The sequence below is a fragment of the Alteromonas sp. DY56-G5 genome, assembly GCF_041414725.1.
Classification (GTDB): domain Bacteria; phylum Pseudomonadota; class Gammaproteobacteria; order Enterobacterales; family Alteromonadaceae; genus Alteromonas; species Alteromonas macleodii.
This window is the reverse complement of record NZ_JANHZQ010000047.1, coordinates 14,573-32,748: the sequence shown is the minus strand read 5'-3', so window position 1 is coordinate 32,748 and position 18,176 is coordinate 14,573. Positions and strand designations below refer to the sequence as shown.

At 43.2% G+C, this 18,176-nt stretch carries 26 protein-coding genes; 16 read left to right on the top strand and 10 right to left on the bottom strand.

Annotated features, from left to right (window positions below):
• Positions 1 to 109: 109 nt before the first annotated feature.
• The 8 genes from NO989_RS18250 to NO989_RS18215 form a co-directional block, all read right to left on the bottom strand.
• Positions 110 to 361, bottom strand: coding sequence for a hypothetical protein (locus tag NO989_RS18250; RefSeq protein WP_041703882.1), 252 nt, complete (start codon positions 359 to 361; stop codon positions 110 to 112).
• Positions 336 to 638, bottom strand: a complete 303-nt coding sequence (locus NO989_RS18245; protein ID WP_015068531.1) for a hypothetical protein — start codon at positions 636 to 638, stop codon at positions 336 to 338. Before NO989_RS18245 ends, NO989_RS18250 begins: the two co-directional genes overlap by 26 nt.
• 129 nt (positions 639 to 767) lie before the next feature.
• Positions 768 to 1,028 (bottom strand): hypothetical protein, encoded by a 261-nt coding sequence (locus NO989_RS18240; RefSeq protein WP_015068532.1) that lies wholly within the window; start codon positions 1,026 to 1,028, stop codon positions 768 to 770.
• A 141-nt stretch (positions 1,029 to 1,169) separates the two neighbouring features.
• The gene (locus NO989_RS18235; RefSeq protein ID WP_015068533.1) at positions 1,170 to 1,511 is read right to left on the bottom strand and encodes a helix-turn-helix domain-containing protein; all 342 of its coding nucleotides are present in this window, start codon (positions 1,509 to 1,511) and stop codon (positions 1,170 to 1,172) included.
• A 147-nt stretch (positions 1,512 to 1,658) separates the two neighbouring features.
• The gene (locus NO989_RS18230) at positions 1,659 to 2,294 is read right to left on the bottom strand and encodes a hypothetical protein (protein WP_015068534.1); all 636 of its coding nucleotides are present in this window, start codon (positions 2,292 to 2,294) and stop codon (positions 1,659 to 1,661) included.
• 29 nt (positions 2,295 to 2,323) lie between these two features.
• On the bottom strand, positions 2,324 to 2,620 hold the full coding sequence (locus NO989_RS18225; protein ID WP_015068535.1) for a hypothetical protein: 297 nt from the start codon (positions 2,618 to 2,620) through the stop codon (positions 2,324 to 2,326).
• 295 nt (positions 2,621 to 2,915) lie between these two features.
• Positions 2,916 to 3,137 carry a hypothetical protein gene (locus NO989_RS18220; RefSeq protein WP_015068536.1) on the bottom strand — a complete coding sequence of 74 codons (222 nt, stop codon included), beginning with the start codon at positions 3,135 to 3,137 and terminating at the stop codon, positions 2,916 to 2,918.
• A gap of 3 nt (positions 3,138 to 3,140) precedes the next feature.
• Positions 3,141 to 3,701, bottom strand: a complete 561-nt coding sequence (locus NO989_RS18215) for a hypothetical protein (RefSeq protein ID WP_015068537.1) — start codon at positions 3,699 to 3,701, stop codon at positions 3,141 to 3,143.
• A 312-nt stretch (positions 3,702 to 4,013) separates the two neighbouring features.
• Here NO989_RS18215 and NO989_RS18210 point away from each other — a divergent pair, with 312 nt between their 5' ends.
• The 7 genes from NO989_RS18210 (at position 4,014) to NO989_RS18180 (ending at position 11,623) form a co-directional block, all read left to right on the top strand.
• Positions 4,014 to 5,732, top strand: coding sequence for a ParB/RepB/Spo0J family partition protein (locus NO989_RS18210; protein WP_015068538.1), 1,719 nt, complete (start codon positions 4,014 to 4,016; stop codon positions 5,730 to 5,732).
• A 63-nt stretch (positions 5,733 to 5,795) separates the two neighbouring features.
• Complete coding sequence (locus tag NO989_RS18205; protein WP_015068539.1) at positions 5,796 to 6,200, top strand: hypothetical protein; 405 nt, start codon at positions 5,796 to 5,798, stop codon at positions 6,198 to 6,200.
• A gap of 2 nt (positions 6,201 to 6,202) precedes the next feature.
• A complete protein-coding gene (locus NO989_RS18200) occupies positions 6,203 to 6,430 on the top strand; it encodes a hypothetical protein (protein WP_015068540.1) in 228 nt (75 codons plus the stop codon).
• A gap of 111 nt (positions 6,431 to 6,541) precedes the next feature.
• Positions 6,542 to 7,855, top strand: coding sequence for a hypothetical protein (locus NO989_RS18195; protein WP_015068541.1), 1,314 nt, complete (start codon positions 6,542 to 6,544; stop codon positions 7,853 to 7,855).
• The gene (locus tag NO989_RS18190; RefSeq protein ID WP_015068542.1) at positions 7,849 to 8,598 is read left to right on the top strand and encodes a PRTRC system protein B; all 750 of its coding nucleotides are present in this window, start codon (positions 7,849 to 7,851) and stop codon (positions 8,596 to 8,598) included. The genes NO989_RS18195 and NO989_RS18190 overlap by 7 nt, the downstream gene beginning before the upstream one ends.
• A gap of 1 nt (position 8,599) precedes the next feature.
• Complete coding sequence (locus NO989_RS18185) at positions 8,600 to 9,379, top strand: PRTRC system ThiF family protein (protein WP_015068543.1); 780 nt, start codon at positions 8,600 to 8,602, stop codon at positions 9,377 to 9,379.
• 462 nt (positions 9,380 to 9,841) lie between these two features.
• Positions 9,842 to 11,623, top strand: a complete 1,782-nt coding sequence (locus NO989_RS18180) for a hypothetical protein (protein ID WP_015068544.1) — start codon at positions 9,842 to 9,844, stop codon at positions 11,621 to 11,623.
• A gap of 52 nt (positions 11,624 to 11,675) precedes the next feature.
• Here the strand turns inward: NO989_RS18180 and NO989_RS18175 are convergent, their stop codons facing one another.
• Positions 11,676 to 11,933, bottom strand: a complete 258-nt coding sequence (locus tag NO989_RS18175; RefSeq protein WP_015068545.1) for a hypothetical protein — start codon at positions 11,931 to 11,933, stop codon at positions 11,676 to 11,678.
• A gap of 245 nt (positions 11,934 to 12,178) precedes the next feature.
• Between NO989_RS18175 and NO989_RS18170 the strand changes: the two genes are divergently transcribed.
• The 6 genes from NO989_RS18170 to NO989_RS18145 all read left to right on the top strand — a co-directional run bounded on the left by NO989_RS18170 (position 12,179) and on the right by NO989_RS18145 (position 15,307).
• On the top strand, positions 12,179 to 12,385 hold the full coding sequence (locus tag NO989_RS18170) for a hypothetical protein (protein ID WP_015068546.1): 207 nt from the start codon (positions 12,179 to 12,181) through the stop codon (positions 12,383 to 12,385).
• Positions 12,386 to 12,398: 13 nt separating this feature from the next.
• Positions 12,399 to 12,536, top strand: coding sequence for a hypothetical protein (locus NO989_RS18165; protein WP_157669844.1), 138 nt, complete (start codon positions 12,399 to 12,401; stop codon positions 12,534 to 12,536).
• A 113-nt stretch (positions 12,537 to 12,649) separates the two neighbouring features.
• Positions 12,650 to 12,835: a hypothetical protein gene (locus NO989_RS18160; RefSeq protein WP_015068547.1), complete on the top strand. Its 186-nt coding sequence runs from the start codon at positions 12,650 to 12,652 to the stop codon at positions 12,833 to 12,835.
• Between the two features lie 2 nt (positions 12,836 to 12,837).
• Complete coding sequence (locus tag NO989_RS18155) at positions 12,838 to 13,473, top strand: Ref family recombination enhancement nuclease (protein ID WP_015068548.1); 636 nt, start codon at positions 12,838 to 12,840, stop codon at positions 13,471 to 13,473.
• A gap of 62 nt (positions 13,474 to 13,535) precedes the next feature.
• On the top strand, positions 13,536 to 14,159 hold the full coding sequence (locus NO989_RS18150; protein WP_015068549.1) for a hypothetical protein: 624 nt from the start codon (positions 13,536 to 13,538) through the stop codon (positions 14,157 to 14,159).
• Between the two features lie 134 nt (positions 14,160 to 14,293).
• Complete coding sequence (locus tag NO989_RS18145; protein ID WP_015068550.1) at positions 14,294 to 15,307, top strand: phosphoadenosine phosphosulfate reductase; 1,014 nt, start codon at positions 14,294 to 14,296, stop codon at positions 15,305 to 15,307.
• Between the two features lie 57 nt (positions 15,308 to 15,364).
• Here NO989_RS18145 and NO989_RS18140 read toward each other — a convergent pair whose 3' ends face one another.
• A complete protein-coding gene (locus NO989_RS18140; protein ID WP_015068551.1) occupies positions 15,365 to 16,384 on the bottom strand; it encodes a hypothetical protein in 1,020 nt (339 codons plus the stop codon).
• A 173-nt stretch (positions 16,385 to 16,557) separates the two neighbouring features.
• Here NO989_RS18140 and NO989_RS18135 point away from each other — a divergent pair, with 173 nt between their 5' ends.
• The 3 genes from NO989_RS18135 (at position 16,558) to NO989_RS18125 (ending at position 18,131) form a co-directional block, all read left to right on the top strand.
• Positions 16,558 to 16,809 carry a hypothetical protein gene (locus tag NO989_RS18135; RefSeq protein ID WP_015068552.1) on the top strand — a complete coding sequence of 84 codons (252 nt, stop codon included), beginning with the start codon at positions 16,558 to 16,560 and terminating at the stop codon, positions 16,807 to 16,809.
• 194 nt (positions 16,810 to 17,003) lie between these two features.
• Positions 17,004 to 17,618 (top strand): hypothetical protein, encoded by a 615-nt coding sequence (locus NO989_RS18130; protein ID WP_283627072.1) that lies wholly within the window; start codon positions 17,004 to 17,006, stop codon positions 17,616 to 17,618.
• Between the two features lie 3 nt (positions 17,619 to 17,621).
• Complete coding sequence (locus tag NO989_RS18125; RefSeq protein WP_283646006.1) at positions 17,622 to 18,131, top strand: hypothetical protein; 510 nt, start codon at positions 17,622 to 17,624, stop codon at positions 18,129 to 18,131.
• Positions 18,132 to 18,176 lie beyond the last annotated feature (45 nt).

The following is an 18,176-nucleotide window of genomic DNA, read 5'->3' as shown; positions in this document are numbered from 1 at the left end:
GTTTTATTATCGAGTTCGAGGAACGCCTCGAAAAGCATATTAACTAATGGCAGTTACACAGAATCTGTTACAGGCTCTGTTCGAGGCCTTACTTCTTAATGTTACTAGCTTACTCTGACCAATACTTTTTTTTGAGGTGTAACTTAAGAAGAAAAAATATTAATTGGCGACAGGCAAAACCGGCTACTACAAATAAGGCAACGCCTATCATCGCCTTGCCTTTAAATAACAGGCCAAACAACGCCGCTCCCAAGACCCCAATAAAAATTATGTTAGCTAGCATGCCTAGAGGGTGGGCATTGCTAGCATGGGCTACGATTAACTCAAGTTCCTGCTTATTGGGTTTCATCTTGCTTTTCATGCTCCCAGATTCTTTCTAAAATAACTGCTCTTAAAGCATCCGCAGCGCCAGGTGAACTCAGTACGTAGATTCTCTTAGTAGTACAGATGGTCGATACCGTTCGCAGGGTGCTTTTGTCCACGCCGTCGTGCGTGTACTGTTTATCTTGGCCAAAGGCAAAAGGTGGTACTCCAGAAAGCTCTTCAATTATCCGCTCTGGCTCTTTATCTCGACGCTTTTGTGCTTCTTTCAACATTTGCTCATTGAGCGCTCTCAGCCTATCAAGTCCTTTTTTCAAAACAACTCCTATGTTTTCCACTTTCTAATGCTGTTACTGCATAATAGACATTTCTAACTACTCTGCCAGTGATGTCTTATCGACTTAATAAAAGTGGGCATGCTGCAAAATAAAATCTCGGCTATGACTTTACGCCTCAAAAAGCGTTTCAAATGATGCTACGCCGTTCTTACGTAAAAACCTAGCCAAGTTGTCGAGTCGCCATGTTCTAGGTTCGTCTGAGCGCCCATGGCGCATTACATAAGCTATTTCTGTATTGGCATTGATGGCCACGACAAAAAACTTCTGAGGTTCGGTTGGGCTTTCTTGAGCTATAACTTTTGTGATGGATTGAGTTTCCAGCTGTCTAACAAACTCACCTTCTTTTATTCTATAGAACGCGTTGGCCATAATTTACATCTTGCTTTATTGTTATCGACATTATGACGTAATGTTGGTTTGTATAAAAGAGTGGCCAGAAGTATTTAAGACAAACCACCCGCTACTTTCGCTTTTGTTGGTGCATTTATGATTTGTTAGCTCACTTATCTCCTATGATTTTACTTTGCTTACTACCTTGGGTTTCCTGTGTGGTTTTCTCCAGGTGTGTAAAGGAGGTTTGCTATCCTTCTTGTTCAAACTATCCCTATATAGCTCACCACTCAACTTGTTTTGCTTTTTAGTATCGGGGCTTGAAAAGTCAATATCGATATTTAATGCATTTAGAACCATCATGACTGTTCCAAAGGAAATACTGGAAGGAGAGTTCTCAAGTTTTGATATAAACCGCTGGTCTTTACCTATTTTTTGAGCGAGCTCTGCTTGTGACAGCTTATATGCTTTACGAATAGACGTGATGTAGGAGCCTACATCATTGGGAGTCCTAACTTTCATAAATAGGGAAATATTCCATATAAGGTATATCTGTAAATATACGTAATAGCGAATAATTAACGATAAACGTCACTTCCTGTAGTAAGAGACGGCCAAGGTTCAGAGAAATCACGAATATTTCAGTTAAATTAGAAACAATTATAGGAATTAGTTAGTTTTAATTCGGGTTGTCGACTTAGTTTCTGATACCGCAACGAAAACTGTCTTGCTGTGGTCATCAAAATGAGAAGCGGGAATACCATTATCAATGGCGAAGTTAACTAACCCTCGGTCCCCAGACCATGCATCTTGGTTTGCCCATGTGTCAATTGTAAAGTCTGTTTGATCATAACGATAAACGATATGCATAGAAATTTGGTCAATCTGTGGGATTTTGAAATACCACAGGGCCGCCCCCTCAATTGTTTGTTGTTCATCTGAACATACAATATAGCGCTGACTGAGCATCGAGTAGCATAAATGGGAAATACCAATACCTCGATAGTCTTCGTCAACAAGTGCGCTAACAATCTGGGCAACCTGCCTTTGAGGTTTAAAGGCCTGTGCAAGAGGGTGGTGTGCTGGAAGTATATTGTAGTTGAAGTTGGCGATTGCGTTACCGCCTCGTTCGATAACGACCATGCCTTTACCTTCAGCAAATTCAAAGGTAATAGCTTGAGCTTTGTTATCTTGTTCCAAGCCGGGGATCACAATTTCCTTCGTCGACCATGACAAAGGCTCAGTCTCTATAACGTCAGTTGCCGTTATAATATTTTTATCGTGATTTCCTAATAAGAGTGGCACAGTAATCCGTTACAAATTGTTAGGAATGGTTAGCAGCTAGCTGATGTACCAACATTCTGAGTAATATTGTTAGCAAAATCACAGAGCGGTAGTTTCTCATCACTGTGATTCACAACAGAAACTAGACCTGTTTCTTTGTTTCGTTGCACTTCTGCATCTACAGGGATGGATGGATTTGATTGTAATACGCGTTCGAAATTATCGCGGACAATAAAAAAACACTCGGCTACGCCACTACGCTTTTGTCCAAGCACAACATGTCTGTCCCCAAGTTTAGAAATAACTTGAAGCTTTTGACGAACTCTAAATTTTGAGATGGTCTTCACAGTTGTTGTCCTTGCCAGATGTTGTTCTGAACAATAAAGTATAAATTGGATAAAAAACACCCAACTATAAAGATAACATTGAATTGCAAAGGTAACTGCTCTGACCAGTTAGAAAATGCAGCTTATAGGCAAGAATTTGCGATGAATGACATTTAAGAGGCCGATATAGTGTCACTCTGGATGGTTAATGTTAGGCGGTATTACGTAATATAGCAAGGAAGAATGGGAGTCTAACTTAGGAATAGGGCTGTTGAAATCAAAAAGCCCCTATTTAAAGGGGCTAGATGACTTACTATTAACGATTGGTTGATTGGATCTCATTTCTAATCGCGATAAGCAGTTCTTCAGCCTGGATGTTTTGGCCAGCTATAATACCCACCAACGTTAACAAATCATCATTGGGCTCGCTACTGCGTACCGAATCGATTACTGCTCTAGCGGCCGCTGGTGGAATTAGCTTGCGCGCTTCTTTAAGCTGGTTTACCGATTGGTTAACTTGATTAAGTTGCTTTGACATATCCTACCCCTTGAATGATTTTCTGAATGCGAACAAGATTACAGCCAGGTTCGAGAGGAAAAACACGATTGTATTGAACCATCTGGCGTCTATACCCAAAGTTGTTTGTGTGGCCTTTGCCTTTTCAAGGCTATTCCTTGTCTTCATGAGCATGTCTTCTAAATGCTCTGGTGTACACCCAATCTGGCACATTAATACTTTGCCTTGGTTAAGGTCTGATAATCTCTCGATTCTAATATCCCCATCCACTGGAAGGCTGTTTTGGATTGCTAAAATTCGTTCTTCTTTATATTCAAGTTTCTCTATAACCGTGTTTATAGAGTTGGGAACAAACGTGATAGAGAGTACGAATACAGCAATGCTAAATAACTCAGTAACAACAAGCGCTACCGGCTCAGAAACTTTGTCTACAGCTATAAAGTCAGTAATAAACACCAACGCCAGCAGAACGCTAAAAATACATACCGCCTCAACGGTAAAGTTAAGCCAGGCAGCATCGATGCCAGATGCCACAGCGATAACTAAAAAAACTAAAAGATTTGTGCAAAATGCAGATTTAGACATTTGAAATTTACCTATGTAAGTGAGTTTTCTGCATAGTTTATTAAGTAAATAAAATTGCAAATTTGAGGGAAAGGAGTGAGTCACAGCGAAAAGCCCCCACTGGCTATCGCCAGCTTTGCGCTTTTCTTCCTTCGTCAGAAAAATTCTTGAGAACGTGTTTTTAGTTGGTAAGGAGGCCACCCGCGAAGTTAATAAATCAGCAAGGTATCTCTGGTAAAAAGCGGTAGAACATCACCGTTCCTTTAAAATTGTGACTTATTCCATCTATGCAACATTACTCCAAGTTAAAGAACAACAAACTTGGAGACAGGCATGAACTTTTCTCAACTTGAAGATGGTGCTGCAATCAATGTATCCCCCTCAGTGCTGGTGGATTTTAAATTCGGTAACAAGCGTAGAAACCGTCCATCAAAGGACTATGACCAAATCAAGGCAAGCATAGAAGCGCAAGGTATTCTACAAAACTTGGTAACACGCCCCCACCCTGAGGATGATACCAAGCTTGAGTTATTGGCTGGATATGGTCGTAAAGACATTGCGATTGATTTGGCACTGGTTGAAGTACCTGTAAAAGTCTTAATGGTTGACGATAGAGAAGCCTATCTAATCCACATGGCTGAAAACATTCACCGTACTGACTTGTCAACGGTTGACCTTGCTATGGCGGCACAAGAGTACAACACCATGTTTGCTGGTGATAGAGAGGCTGTGGCTAAGGAAATCAACAAGCCGTTGAAGCAAGTTAATGAACTGCTTGAGTTGATGAAATGTTCGGAAAAGGTATTGAAAGCGGTTGAAGACGGGAATAACAAGTTTTCGTTTGCACACGCACTTGCGCTTGCTCCTTTCTCCCACAAAGCACAAGAAAAGCTACTTGATATAGTTCTAACTCAGGGTTGGACAGTAAAAGAGCTTAAATTGCAGTTAGGCTCTAAACAAACTCCCATCAAAAGCGCTAAGTTCGATACCGCTGAATGTAACGCTTGCCCTCATAACACCTATCATCAAATGGGCTTATTGGATGATGTATCTACCGAAGCAAAGTGTTCGAAAATAAGTTGTTTTCGTGAAAAAACTCAAGAGTGGGTAAATGGGCTAAAAGCGACCGCCGAAGAACGCTTTGGCAAAGTACTTTTCTTGTCTGAGTCGGCACAAAAGGACAGAAACACCGTTACCGTAGAGCAGGTGGGCGAGGAACAGTTTACTAATGGCTGTAGTTCATGTGAAAAGCGCGTTGTCATTATGTCTGACGCTGCTGGCTCTGAGGGTGAAATTTCAGAGAGCCAATGCATCGACAAAATTTGTTTTGGCAAGTGTTCTGCCACGATAGGCAAAGCAACAGAAGAAGCTATGTCTGATCCAACAGTTGTAGCTATTGCCAAAAAAGACCCTGAGAAAGCCAAGAAACTCGCTAAGTCCAAGGCGGTTAAAACCAGTAAAGGGCAAGAAGTTGGTTCTATGTCTAATGTAGCAGAAGACGCTCACAAAGAGCTACTTAGACAAGCTGCCGCTGGGTTTTTTGCTAATGATAAAATGCTGTCAGGGGCAATGATGCTCGCAGCAACGGCGCAAGCTACAGGGTTCAAAGGCAACGCCAAACACAAGTTGAAAAGTGGATTTGACGATTTAATTTTAGATGCCTATCTAAATATGGATATGCCAACCATGCAAGGGCTTATGCTTGAAGCGATATCACATGGCCTTAAAAACTCAGAGCGTATGAATCACTCTAGTTCGGTTTCTTTGTTGCTTAATTTGTTGAAAGCGAAAGGTGCTGAAACTGCTAAAAGAGTCGCGGTGGATGCATGGAAACCTACAGAGCAAACACTTAAGCACTACACCACACCACAGCTTATTCAACTGGCTAAAGATGCCAAGCTAGATGAAGCCATGAATGCCAAAGAAAAAGGGTCGTTTGCTAAGTTAACCAAGGGCAAAAAAGCCGACCTTGCACAAGGCATCATTGAAGCTGATCACGATTACTCCGAATTTGCACCTTCTTGGTATTTGGCACACGTTAAACCTAAGTAATCCATTACTGAAACCAATTCTAAAGGGGAGGGTGTACCTCCCCACAACGCAGGAAATCTCATTATGTTTACTGAACTGTATCAGCTTATTCAAAAAGCCAATTTAAAAAATATTAGCCTGACGCTTCAAGACGAGGGGAATGGAAAAATGGCTGTCACCGTAATGACCCAAAATAATGTTGGTGATGCAGCAGACCCCAAATTACGCCAAGCTCTTACGCAGCCTTTAAAAGTGGCAGCAAGCCCAATGCTATTGGATGAAGAATTTATTAAGCACCTAAACAGCTTTTCTGAAAGCTACGTAGAGGCAACTGTGACAGCCAATACAGGGAATGTGACTGAGACTATGTCTAATGCTACGCCTAAACAAGCCGACCCTGTTGCCGCTGCGACTACTCAACCGTCTGAGCAGGATATTGAACAACCCGAACAAGCTACAAACCTTAACGATATTGATTTGGAGGACTAATCATGAGTGCATCTTTACTACAATCTACCCCTTTGAAACGAGTGTTCAAACTCGGTGCTCTGGAAGTTGAGTGCAATTCTCCTAATGCTACGTTTGAGGAAAGTATCAAAGCCATTCGTAAAAACTATCCGTTCTTTCGTTTTGGCAAAATCTATGAAGATGATGGTTTGGTAGATGGTGAACGTATGGTTTACACACTTCCTAAGCTCCCTGCCGACTCTAATGGATAACGGTACTGATAAGGTAGCCACGGCCTTTAAGTCGTGGCGCTCACAGTTCGCCAGTATGGAAGATGAATACAAGGCTGAACGGAAAAAGGCAAAAGTGGTAGGGAAAAAACAATGTTCGCTGAATTATTACCAACTAAAACAGATCCCAAAGAAGAAACACAAGCAGAAATCCGCATTCCAACCCTGCCTGATGTAAGACCGTTTGGTTGTGAGTTGGCAGGGCAAGAAATAACATTCGATGCACACGCCAGTCGTGTGCTAACCCCATTTTCTATCGAATCAGACTTCCTTTACAACATAGAAAGTATTGAAAATTATCTCACGCCTTACTTTGAGCAAACGGGGGTATCGCAAGACTTCATCGAAGACTGCTTGGGAGATCTCGTTCCTGATTTGGACATAGAGGAATTAGACTGCTTACTTCCAAGCATTGCTAAAGCAACACTTGAAGAAATGACAGCACAGGTAAACAGTCTAATTAACTTTCTTCCAGAGGCTTACGAGGCTAGGTTCGGACAGCCTCTGGAAAGTGAACACAATAAAATATGTATCGCTTTGCATCATAGCGAAAACACCTTATGCGTAACTTCTACTGACCTGCTACACGTTTTCTGCATGTATGCTCACAAGGTGTCAGGACGAGAGCGTCAGTATCTTGCGCGTGTTGCTTCACAGATTGCCTGTAGAACCATGATTACCCCCTTACCTTATGCTATGGGCTGTAACAACTTCTTAGAAGAATACTTGCCAGCGAAAGGCATTGATGTGCCCGCCCTTACAGCCTACGTAACTTGTGATTCATTTGAAATGGATGGGCTGTCAGATTGGTTCGAATCAATTAAAACGATTTTGGGAAAAGATGGGCTTAATGGGTTGTGTGAATACTATACAGAAATGCACATGGACGGCTTTGATTTAACAATCTTTGACAACAAAGATGAAGTAGAGGAATCAGAGGAAGCGGATTATTTCAGAGGATGGGCTAAGGAAGCGTTGAGCAGTCAACTGTTATCCCTTGGTCGTGAGTATGACTGGGGGGAAATCGATAAAGACTTTCTTCAAGAATTGCAGGACTTTAAAACTAATGCACAGTGTAAACATCCAGAAGTGATAGACATGTTGTTGTTCATTTCTGAAATGTTAGTCAACCACCTGCCTAACTACGAGCATTATGAGTTCACAGCTATGGACGATGTGGAGGAGTTAGGAAACAACGTACTTTATTGCCTAGACGATATTAGTCGCTGTTATGTAACTGATAATGCAGTTCAAGAGCATAACCGCTACCTAAACGACACTGGCGAAGATTGTTTCTTAAAAGTTGAGGTAGATAACCCTGAGTGGCTGAAAGCGATGAAAGGGCATCTGACAGGGTATTGGTTGATGGAATGCTTAGAAGTATTTATGGAGAATTACGAATGTTAACTGCCGTTGCAAGCCACGTAAAGTTAGAAAAAGAGCGCTCTCAGCCAAAGCCAGAACTGGCAATTGTGCTGTATGGTAGAGGTCAGTCAGTTAGTGAATATGCGACTATTCACAACGTTTCTAACAATCGATTAGGTCTAGGGCGTTTAACTGATATAAGAAATGTGCGCAGCACTATTACCAAACGTGCAAACAAAGTTAGCAAGGCGGCAGAGCAAGAATCCGTTAAGTCACTACAAATGATTCCAGGCAATGTACTTATCAACCATTCAAAGCTGGTGGTGTGGCATACACCTGCAAAGCGCCAAAGCATGTGGTTTAGCAAGTCAGGGGAAAAAGCGTTTAACGTGAAATGGCCGAGTCTGGTTTGGGCTGTTTCTTCTAAAGGTTTGTATGTATTTGCCAAAGCTACAGATGCCCGTCCAAACGAAGCAACACGCCTTTACCACGCACCACTTATGAACATCAATACAAGTGGGTTCTTATGTCAGGGGGGAGCGCAGTTACCAGATGAAAGAAGTCTGGACACCCTTTCTCAAATTGAATCGACTTTGACCGACTCTTATTTTACCCACCTGAACGTGAATTTTAATAACGACAAGCGTCAGCATTACAGTGACGATAAGAATCACATGGCATTTTGGCGCGAAAAAGAGAAAAGCGGCTCTAGCGTAAGGGCAAAGGAAATGAAATTTGCCATGCCAATGGCTCAATTCATCGAAACACTGACAAGGGGGCTTTAGTATGTCATTTGTTGCACCATCACACTTTTTTACACAGAGAATCTCAATTGACGTAATAGGCGCTGGTGGCACAGGGAGTTACTTACTTAGCTACCTTGCCCAAATCCATTACTTACTTCGCATGGTAGGAGGTAATGACAACCCGTTTGATGTAACTGTATGGGATAGAGACACAGTAAGCGAAACGAATGTGGGAAGACAAAATTTCTGGCCGATGGATATTGGACTACCAAAAGCAGAAGTGCTGGTGGAAAGAATTAATAACGGGTTCGGTACGGGGTGGACAGCTAAATGCACTAACTTTTCTCCCTCAAGCTACCTTAAAGGCGATATCGTTATGACTTGCGTTGACTCTGCATCATTTCGATATGAACTAGGTAAAAACGCGGCAGAAGAAAGTCACTATAGAGATAAGCTTTGGATTGACGGTGGCAACGGCCAGCACACTGGACAAATTATCATGGGGCACTTGGGTAACACTAACAAAAGTGACTACTTACCGAACCTTTATGATTTGTATGGCGAAACGTTACTTGAGAGTACCGAACACGCAATGCCCTCATGTTCACACGCTGAATCAATTAGAAGACAAGACTTCGGTGTAAATCACACTACGGCCTTTCAAATGGCGAATCTCGTTTGGCAGATGCTTAGGCATGGGAGTGTGGAGTACCAAGGTGGGTTCTTCAATTTAAAAACGGGGGAGCTTAACCCCATCGAGCCACTGGAAAACGTGTGGGCAGCGTTCGGGTATGAAAAGGATAAGAACAAGGAAAAATAAAAGAGAGGGGTAGCCCCCTCTCTCTAGCCCTTCCGAGGCTGAAGGCTCGCTTTAAGCAGGACTAAAGCGAACTTAGGTTGGAACCTATAGAGAAACACAGGTCACATTGTCAGTATGGGATTAATCACCTGACTTTCAATAAAAAACCTGACTTATTTGAAATCAAAAAAAAGGGGCTATCGCCCCTTTATTCATTCAGCACCTATGCAAGCGCCTAGAATAGAAAGCCCAAGTCGGCTATCGCCTATTGGACAGGATTACGGATTACAAATGACGTAGACCTTAGTAAGCATCTACCGTTTCATTATGTATAAGTTCCAGAATAACTGTTATTAAAATCCCGACTTATTAAAATTTCTTAAAAACGAAGACTTCTAAAAGTGGATTGAGAGTCTTTCCCCAGAAATTGCGATAACCACCAGCCCTGACACATTAGCTCCAGTTAAAGAAAAGGGGCACACAATGCAGTACGCAAAGGTTCAACAGGCAACAGATACTTTCAAAAAGCTTTTCCTAGAAAACTGGGTAATTAGCGTGGGTCTTAGTGGTAAGGACTCTATCTGTGTTGCTCATTGTGCGGTTGAAGGGCTCAAGCAAGCGATGGAAGTTAACCCTTATGTCGGGCCGCTATACATCGTTACTACCAACACTACGATTGAGAACCTAGAGCTTCACGGCCTTATGTTGGACTTACACCAGGCTGCCCGTAAGTACGGTAGAGAGCATGGTCTGCCTATCCGCACAGAAGAGCTAGAGCCCTCTCTGGCTAATCTGCCGATGGTTGAGTATGTAGGTCGAGGTAAGTTGTTACGCACTCCTGTAACCAGCAAGAACGGTCGTGACTGTACAGTGGACTGGAAAATTGAGCCAATGAAACGCTACTTACGGGCGCTAGGCGACCGTCACCAGACCAATAAAATCGCGTCAGCATCTGGTACGCGAGACCTCGAATCCAAGGTTAGAGCAGCGAATATTGCTAAGCGCAATGAGAGTGATGTGGAGCTAGTGAAGACTGACTTGGGGTTCACCTTTGCCCCAATCAAGTCATGGACTCTGACAGATGTATGGGCGCTAAGCGCTGCAATCGACAACGAGGACATTGAGAGCTTTGCTGTAGACCACACCTACGAACTAAAGAAGCACTATGGTGCGGGAAACGGTGGCACCTGTGATCTTTTCTCAGGTGAAAACAAGGACAAGGACAAAAGTTGCGGATCGCGATTCGGATGCTTCCTCTGCGCCATGGTAGAACGTGACGAGAGCCTAGAGGCGCAAATCAGTATCTCGCCAGCAAGGTACGGCTACATGGCGCCGTTCTCAGAACTTAGGACTTTCATGGTGAATACTTTGTTCGACTACGAGCGCTCTCGCGCCCTTGTAGGGCGCGAAGTGAAAGCCGGTGGTTGGGTGCTGGTGGGCTATAACCAGTACAGCTTGGACTACAGACAGGAGCTTTTACGCTATATCCTGACCATCGATGTACAAGAGCAAGAGGCTTTTTACGAGCAATACGGTTACGAAGGTTGCCGGTTCCAGCTCATTGGCTACAAAGAGCTGTTGATGATTCAATATCAGTGGGCAAGAGAAGGCGGAGAAAGTGAAGTGGGAACAGCGCTAAGGATTTGGCATTCGGTGTACACTGATGGAGAACGCTATGCTATACCGAAGACGCAGAAAGCTGAGCCTCAGACGCTACCAGCCACGCGATACTTCAATATCAACGGACTTGTAAAGCAGCATGCATGCACTGGGCTTCATGAGGACAACCGCCACAACATACTTACTAATCAGCTATGGATGCATCCTAAGCTCGACTCAGTGGACTTGGTTCCATTCGAGGAAGAGCAGCGCCATACTATCGACTGTGAGAGCTGCCTGATTGACGACCTAGTCGAACGCTGGTGGCCGGAAGTGCTTGAGGAAGGTCATTTCGGAGAGGGGGTGTGCCCTACGGTTATCATCAAGCTTTTGCTTGAAGCAAAAATTCTAAAGCTGAAGCGTGGAAGCATTCCAGGCTTGCACAAAGAGGTTCAGCGTGCGCAGGTCTACAACGCGCTCAAAATGACCTATGGCGTACCGTATGACACGATGGTGCTAGGAGCGTCATTGAGCGAGGCGGAGTATAAGGCGGCCTTAGCGGAGCAGGAGCAAGCGGAAGCGGTCTTAGCCGGGCAAGGGTTCCTAGACCTAACTGTCGCAAAGCAGGTGGACGTATCAATGTCCGAGTTACTGGCGCTGTGGTAGCGCCAGATTTGCACTCGCACCTATTCGCTATCGCTAATTGGTGCTTGTGGAATTACTCAACGTCTGATGTAAACGGTAAGGGCAAGTTATTCAGTATGTTTTCTTTTGAGGTAGAAAAAACTTTAACTATGCCACTCTCACCTTTCACCTTTAGATAACTAGTTGTATTGCTAGTTGCTTTGAGCCCATTTAAAAAGACTCTAACTAACCACTTGGTATTTCTACTATCAATCTCAAACTCGGCAGCTTTATCGCCGCCAGATAACGCCGCGCCGTTGTAACCTACTTCAATATGATGAAACTCTTTCATTAAAACCCTCGAAAATAATTATAAATACGGTTATCACATATTTTGGAAAACGAAACGATATTTAACCCGAGTTATTCCAATTTCTAACCATGATTAGGAATTGTATGTGAGTAGAAAAATTCAACTATTAGATAATGAGATTTAAAGATGGATTTAGAGGGCTTACCTTAGCATTTCTTCTAAAGGTGCAAATTCTCTCTCTTATGTGACGTTTGTCCAATATGGATAACAATTAGGAGGGGTGTTTGAAAACACTGAAACTTGCTGTCCTTACTTGGTTAAAAGACGTCCTCAAAGATTTAGGTCTTGGGTTGTTTGCACTTGGTTTGGGTGGCTCTATATTGGTCATAGACCAAAATGTTGGCTTGCTGCAACTGTCTGTTATACTATCATTTGTAGGTTTGTTTATGCTTGCTGGCTCGTTCTTACTAGTCGTGGCATTTAGGCTTTAAGGTGGTGGTATTAATGGATATATCAGTAAACCTAGATTATTTCTGGTGGTTGTTGGCTGCTTTGGGCGTGACGGCTGCTGTAATTTTTCCGCTGATTTTTAGTAATAGAAAGGCTCTACAGAAAATAGGGCAACGGTTCCTAGAAGATTAACTCAACAAACGGCTCCTAATTTGGAGCCGTTTTTCTTTCTGCAATTCCCTCAAATTTGCATAATTATATAGGTGCGTAACGTTATCTCTGTCATCAATTACAGGGATATAAAAATGGAAATCACCCAAGCATCGACAAACGAACATTTACCATTAGTTTGGAATCTCGATGATGGTTCTGCATCTTATTTCGGGCAAAAGGTTTCAGCTGAACAAATTGCATCGGTAAGAGAAGCTTACCCTCGTATGCCCACCTTGCTTGAAGCGCTTTCAGAAGCAAAATATATGGGACTCATCTAACGATGAGTTTCCTACTAACCCCCGAAAAGTTGCAAAAGCAGAGAGAGCAACAACGTCGTGCCCAAGAGCGCGCCGCCGCAAAACAAAAAGCAAAACTTGCATGCCCTGAGTACCGTATCAAGCAATTGGAAAAACAACGCGAGCGGCAAGAGCGTCAGAGAGCTAAAGCATCCGAAAAAGCTAGAATGCGCCCCCCTGTAGCTAAACCGCTGGTAGCCAAGAAGCCTCTAAGGTCAAAGGGTATGGCTGGTAAGTCTCGCAATAAAACGGAGATGTCTTTACATGACCGTATGGCTGCTTTGGGGTGTATTTGTTGCATCAATAAAGGTCTGATAGAGCCACACACCGGTTCCCCAGTGTCTATTCATCACATACATGGGCGCACTTCGCCAGAAGCTCACCTGTATGTACTCCCGTTGTGCCAATGGCATCACGACACACCCATGGGCTTAGATAATCAGCTGAATGAAAAGTACCAGTTCGTTTTCCCTCTACATGCAAAGGGGGCTGATGGTGGGAAGGTGCGCTGGGAAGAAGTGAATGGTTCGCAAATATCGTTATTGATTGAAGTCCACAAGCTAATAAACGCTACACCAAAAGAAATTCCCTCTGAATTGCAAAACCTGACAACTGGATAACGGTACTCCCTAAGCCAATTAGGGCGATAAAACTTTATAACTAAAGAGTAGTAGGAATAGTTATGCAAAAAAATATAACAAGAGCAGTACTTAAAGAGCGCTTAAATACATTGCCGGGTCTTCTCCAATTAGAGAGGCGCATGGACAGAAATAAAGTAGAAGAGATACATAGAGTCAACAGTGAAATACGCTGTAAGTTTCTATCTGAGGTTTTCGGTGGCCGAACGGTGAACTGCCATATTACGACTGACTTTGTTGTGATGTGCCAAGATATGGACGATGTGGCGCAAGTAAAAGCGCAGCTTAAGAGTATGGGATTTAAAAACGTCCACACATACCACCCGCTTATTCATGCTGGTGGTACAGAGTCACGCAGAGACCCTGAAAACCCTTATGCTGTTAATGTTTCATCGGTAGATGATCTAATCATTGGGAAAACCGCAGAGAAGCATATGCAGATTTTAAAAAATGCGTTACAGCCTCTAATAGATGATGTGTGCTTTATCTATGCTTATGGAGGACAAATAAGCGTTCGTTTTGGTGAACTAGCTTCTGCGCAGGCATTAGATAAGTTTTTAAAGGAAGTCTTCAGTCGTGCTGATGAAGAAAAAGCATTTAGCGGTTCGTCACTAATTAGGCCGCACTCACTGGACACCTGGACGGTAGATTACCAGTTAAAACCATAAGCATTCATTCATAAAAACGCTGAGCTTTTAAATTGGAATAAAGACTCAGCAACCGCTCCGCTCTTTCCCCCAAAATACACATTCTCTCCTCCTGTTGCACATTAATCACATACCGGAACAGGAGTGACACAACCATGAAATGCACAGAGAACTTTGACCTATTCGACCTAACTGGCGCAGACAAGCTAGCGGCAGATTCAGTAGAGGCGAGAGACGCACTTATTCGCGAATATGCAAACAACGACGATATCAAATGCCACTTCTACCTATCTGATTCGGCTGGAAAAGATAGCCAGTTCGCAAAGCTAAAAGTTTTGGAGCTTGTTCCACATCACAAAATAACTGTAGTACATGCGAACCTAACTAGTGAAGTAGAGCATGATGGAGTTATTGAGCACATAGAGAAGTTCACACCACCAGCAATACCAGTAGAGGTAGTTCAAAATCCTTACAGAAACCTTATTGATGGAATTTTGCTTCGTGGAAAATTCATGGGCGGAATCGCACGCTTTTGCACCTCAGATTACAAGGTTCAGCAAATCGATAAGTTTATCAGAAAGGACATGAAAGCACGCGGTATCAAAGTAGCGTTCAATGTAACCGGCATTCGAGCTGCTGAAAGCAAAATGAGAAGCATGAAAAACCCTCTGTTCATCAACAAGCGCTTAACTACTAAATCGAGAACAGTGTTCGACTGGATGCCTATCTTTGATGCCTCAGAGGATGCTACCTACGATGCAATATATGCAAGCGGTCAACATCCGCATCCCGCCTATGGAGAGCGTGGTGAAAAATATAGCCGCCTATCATGCGCATTTTGCTACATGGCCAGTAAAGGTGATCTCAAGGAGGGCGCTAAGCAATACCCTGACAAATACGCATCGTATATCGCCATAGAGCGAGTGTTAGACCACAGCATGTTCTTCAAAAAAGTGAATGGAGCAGCTGTTAAGGTATCACTAGAGGAACGCGCCGGGGTGCAGGTGGACGAACTACTGGTCGAGCAATATGTAAAGGCGCACACTGCTAGACAAAAGCGTCTACTGGAGGCGAAGAGGGAGGCTGACTTGGCAAAAGAAATCGCGAAGAAAGAGAGGGAGGCTGCGAAAAATAAAGTGGACAAAAACCAACTGGTCATGGCTATCTAAGCCGTGACTTTCCCCACCCGCCACCACGCCCTATCGGGTGTGGTGGCGTTAGCTAAGTTAATCGTTCACTTGCACCGTAGCAACCACACAAGATTTAATGGAATTTGCATTCTTAGTGAGAGGGGAGAGGTCTAAAGACGCGTAAAGATTTGATAAGTAAACAACCTGCTTTGAAAGATTTAGAACATCTTGTGTAGCAGTTTGTGTTAGCTGAAGGTCATTCATATCAAAGAACCCTTCTGGGGCGCCTTTGTCTACACCCTGTAAGCTTTGCTGTTCTGGAACACTCTCAACAGGGGGTGATGATTGGCCTTGTTTGAGCGTTGCTATGACTGTATCTATGTCGACAGTTTCTGTGATAAACCGCCGTGTAACCTCCAAATCAATTTGTTGTAATTTATCTATGATTAGGAACGGAAGATCCTTCACTTGCCGTATTGTGGCCTGAATGCTTTCTAGGCTACTCTTTCCGAATTGATAAATTTCATCAAAGGACGAGAAACCGCCTAAATTAACTTTGGCTAAGTCGCTATCAAACTCTTCCTTATCTTTACCTTGAAGCCTTGCGTAAGCCATATCGAAATGCCCTATGGCAGCCTTTAGCTTGGATAGCTCATCGTTGAGATCGCTTTGAAGTGCAAAGATTGAGAAAGATTTATCATCTAACTTTTTAACTTCAGGTATTAGTCTAGCAGCGTGCTTTTCCACACATTGTGCAGCTGATGCAGCTTCTAAATATAGCTTTGCTTTACCCAAAGGGCCTGTATAAGCCTTTTGAGCACCAACATACCCACCAAACAGCGATGCAGTGGTCAACACGTCGGCATGTGCCGAAGACGCCACGCCGATGATACCAACTGCCGCTGCATGCAATAAGTACTGGTCCGCTTTAACAAGTTCCTTGTAATCCTCGCGACTTCTATCCGCATACTCACCAGCAACCTCGGAGGCTAAATCTGACGCATCTTGTAATGTTATATCGGGTTTGTACTCTATGGACGTTTTTAGCTCTAGAGGCTGCATAGAGCTGCAGCCCATAAGAACTAGGGCTGTAATGCAATAAATACATTTTTTCATTCCAAACTTCCTTGTCTTTTATGGTTGCTTATAAATTATACACTCGCGCCCCTTGGTGTCTAGTTTTTGTACAGTGTTTTTGTGAGGATTAATCAGCATTCCACTGCATTTGCTCTTGGAAAACTTTACGTCACGTTAATTCAAAATACCAACTAACTTAGGGTGAATTATCAATGGTGTCATTTGAGCAACGATTAAAAAAAATAAAAACGACTGAAGATGCAGAAGAGCAGGTAAGACTTTCTAAAGGTTACGTAACTAGGCTACGGAATGAAGCCAAAAAATGCGAAACATTAGATGGCAAGCTAGCGATGAATGAAAAAGTAAAGCAGGCAGAATCTGTTCTAAGAAAAATGAGAAGAAGCATCTTTGATATTGAGGATGCAATCAATAATGGTTTAGCGGCAACTAGTATTCTTAATTAGCCAAACATTCTTGCTGGTGGTTGATTAGTCGCCCAGGGCTAATTAACCATTTTAAAAGCATTGTTAAACATGGCTTTTTAAGCCAAGGTTTCAATGAGTTGGTGCAAGCCACCCGCAGAATTCCCTCAAATTTGTCCGCACTAAAATAAGGCCTACGTTGCTCATTGTCAGATAACACCAATAGGAACATCTCAATGAGTTTATTATCAATTACAAACCAAAGCCCCTTTCAAGGAATAGCTGTCATAGCCAAGTGGGCGTCTAAAAACATTATTGATTGGTTAATGGTCGAAGCGGAACATGTCTCTGAAGAGCGTATTTATTCTAACCTCAGTAAAACTCTGTGCCGTGCACAAGGCTTTGATTTAGCATCTGCTCCCTCATTAGCAGTATTGAAAGTCAGTTCTGATGCATCTCTCGATGTAATTTACAGTGAAACACGCGCCTTGCTGGAAGCTGTATCACATATTGACGGATTTAAGGGTTCACTAGCCTATAACACGCTACATACTATTTTATGTAATGCGGTTGCCGTTCGCCATGATGGACAGGCATTTGATTTATTTGTTGGTCGAGCCGTCACAACTTCGCTTAAACAATTTCACCTTGAAGACCTTTTCCTAATCAATTACGAAGCAAACTTTCGTACCGTGGTTGCTGGATGGTGCACAGTGAAAAAAGCATGGGGTTTTTCTACCATATCTCGTGACACTATCACCGCAGACAGAACTCGGTTCTCTCTCTCGCGCGGCCAGGTTAATAGCCTAACCACCCGCACGTATGGCTCACTGCTAAAGAAGGTGGTTTAAAGTATGGATATAAATGAAGCTCAACGTGTCACCGGGGCCAACAATCATCAGCTTGCGTTGGCAAGCTATTTAAAGGTGGACGATTGTGATCTGATAGAGCCTAACGGGGTTCATGGTAGAAACGGTAACCAAGTGCATTGTTTCCGACATAAAGGAACTATTTATTCGGTAGCGCACGGTAGCGTACCCCTCCAGGAAGATGTCCTCATAAGTTTTGAGCGTGACTCATGGCGTATTCGTAAGGTAAACCCTAAAGCTCCCTATGTTCGGTTTACTGATAAGGCGGTTTTAAATCAATTGGCTACAATATGCCCGATGGACCACCAGCTTCTTAAGGTAAATCAGCAGTGCCACAGGGTGTTAATGGCACATAAAAGCGGTTTGCAGGTGGTCTTTGCCTATACTGCCCACATTCCCGATGATATCGAAACCTATTACTTTAAAGGCGCAACGGTCGAAGGGCTTCAAGATATGGCTCGAATGTTCGACTTGGACCTTACCACCAGCCAATAACTAGAATAGTTTCAGTTCAGTTTCCCTCAAAGTCGCAAGGATATG

Bases quoted from the DNA above. Each gene is read 5' to 3' on its own strand.
- NO989_RS18250 (WP_041703882.1), bottom strand. From the start codon at position 361: ATGAAAAGCAAGATGAAACCCAATAAGCAGGAACTTGAGTTAATCGTA.
- NO989_RS18235 (WP_015068533.1), bottom strand. From the start codon at position 1,511: ATGAAAGTTAGGACTCCCAATGATGTAGGCTCCTACATCACGTCTATT.
- NO989_RS18195 (WP_015068541.1), top strand. From the start codon at position 6,542: ATGTTCGCTGAATTATTACCAACTAAAACAGATCCCAAAGAAGAAACA.
- NO989_RS18190 (WP_015068542.1), top strand. From the start codon at position 7,849: ATGTTAACTGCCGTTGCAAGCCACGTAAAGTTAGAAAAAGAGCGCTCT.
- NO989_RS18140 (WP_015068551.1), bottom strand. From the start codon at position 16,384: ATGAAAAAATGTATTTATTGCATTACAGCCCTAGTTCTTATGGGCTGC.
- NO989_RS18155 (WP_015068548.1), top strand. From the start codon at position 12,838: ATGAGTTTCCTACTAACCCCCGAAAAGTTGCAAAAGCAGAGAGAGCAA.
- NO989_RS18205 (WP_015068539.1), top strand. From the start codon at position 5,796: ATGTTTACTGAACTGTATCAGCTTATTCAAAAAGCCAATTTAAAAAAT.
- NO989_RS18215 (WP_015068537.1), bottom strand. From the start codon at position 3,701: ATGTCTAAATCTGCATTTTGCACAAATCTTTTAGTTTTTTTAGTTATC.
- NO989_RS18150 (WP_015068549.1), top strand. From the start codon at position 13,536: ATGCAAAAAAATATAACAAGAGCAGTACTTAAAGAGCGCTTAAATACA.
- NO989_RS18160 (WP_015068547.1), top strand. From the start codon at position 12,650: ATGGAAATCACCCAAGCATCGACAAACGAACATTTACCATTAGTTTGG.
- NO989_RS18125 (WP_283646006.1), top strand. From the start codon at position 17,622: ATGGATATAAATGAAGCTCAACGTGTCACCGGGGCCAACAATCATCAG.
- NO989_RS18185 (WP_015068543.1), top strand. From the start codon at position 8,600: ATGTCATTTGTTGCACCATCACACTTTTTTACACAGAGAATCTCAATT.
- NO989_RS18200 (WP_015068540.1), top strand. From the start codon at position 6,203: ATGAGTGCATCTTTACTACAATCTACCCCTTTGAAACGAGTGTTCAAA.
- NO989_RS18180 (WP_015068544.1), top strand. From the start codon at position 9,842: ATGCAGTACGCAAAGGTTCAACAGGCAACAGATACTTTCAAAAAGCTT.
- NO989_RS18240 (WP_015068532.1), bottom strand. From the start codon at position 1,028: ATGGCCAACGCGTTCTATAGAATAAAAGAAGGTGAGTTTGTTAGACAG.
- NO989_RS18145 (WP_015068550.1), top strand. From the start codon at position 14,294: ATGAAATGCACAGAGAACTTTGACCTATTCGACCTAACTGGCGCAGAC.
- NO989_RS18165 (WP_157669844.1), top strand. From the start codon at position 12,399: ATGGATATATCAGTAAACCTAGATTATTTCTGGTGGTTGTTGGCTGCT.
- NO989_RS18130 (WP_283627072.1), top strand. From the start codon at position 17,004: ATGAGTTTATTATCAATTACAAACCAAAGCCCCTTTCAAGGAATAGCT.
- NO989_RS18220 (WP_015068536.1), bottom strand. From the start codon at position 3,137: ATGTCAAAGCAACTTAATCAAGTTAACCAATCGGTAAACCAGCTTAAA.
- NO989_RS18210 (WP_015068538.1), top strand. From the start codon at position 4,014: ATGAACTTTTCTCAACTTGAAGATGGTGCTGCAATCAATGTATCCCCC.
- NO989_RS18135 (WP_015068552.1), top strand. From the start codon at position 16,558: ATGGTGTCATTTGAGCAACGATTAAAAAAAATAAAAACGACTGAAGAT.
- NO989_RS18175 (WP_015068545.1), bottom strand. From the start codon at position 11,933: ATGAAAGAGTTTCATCATATTGAAGTAGGTTACAACGGCGCGGCGTTA.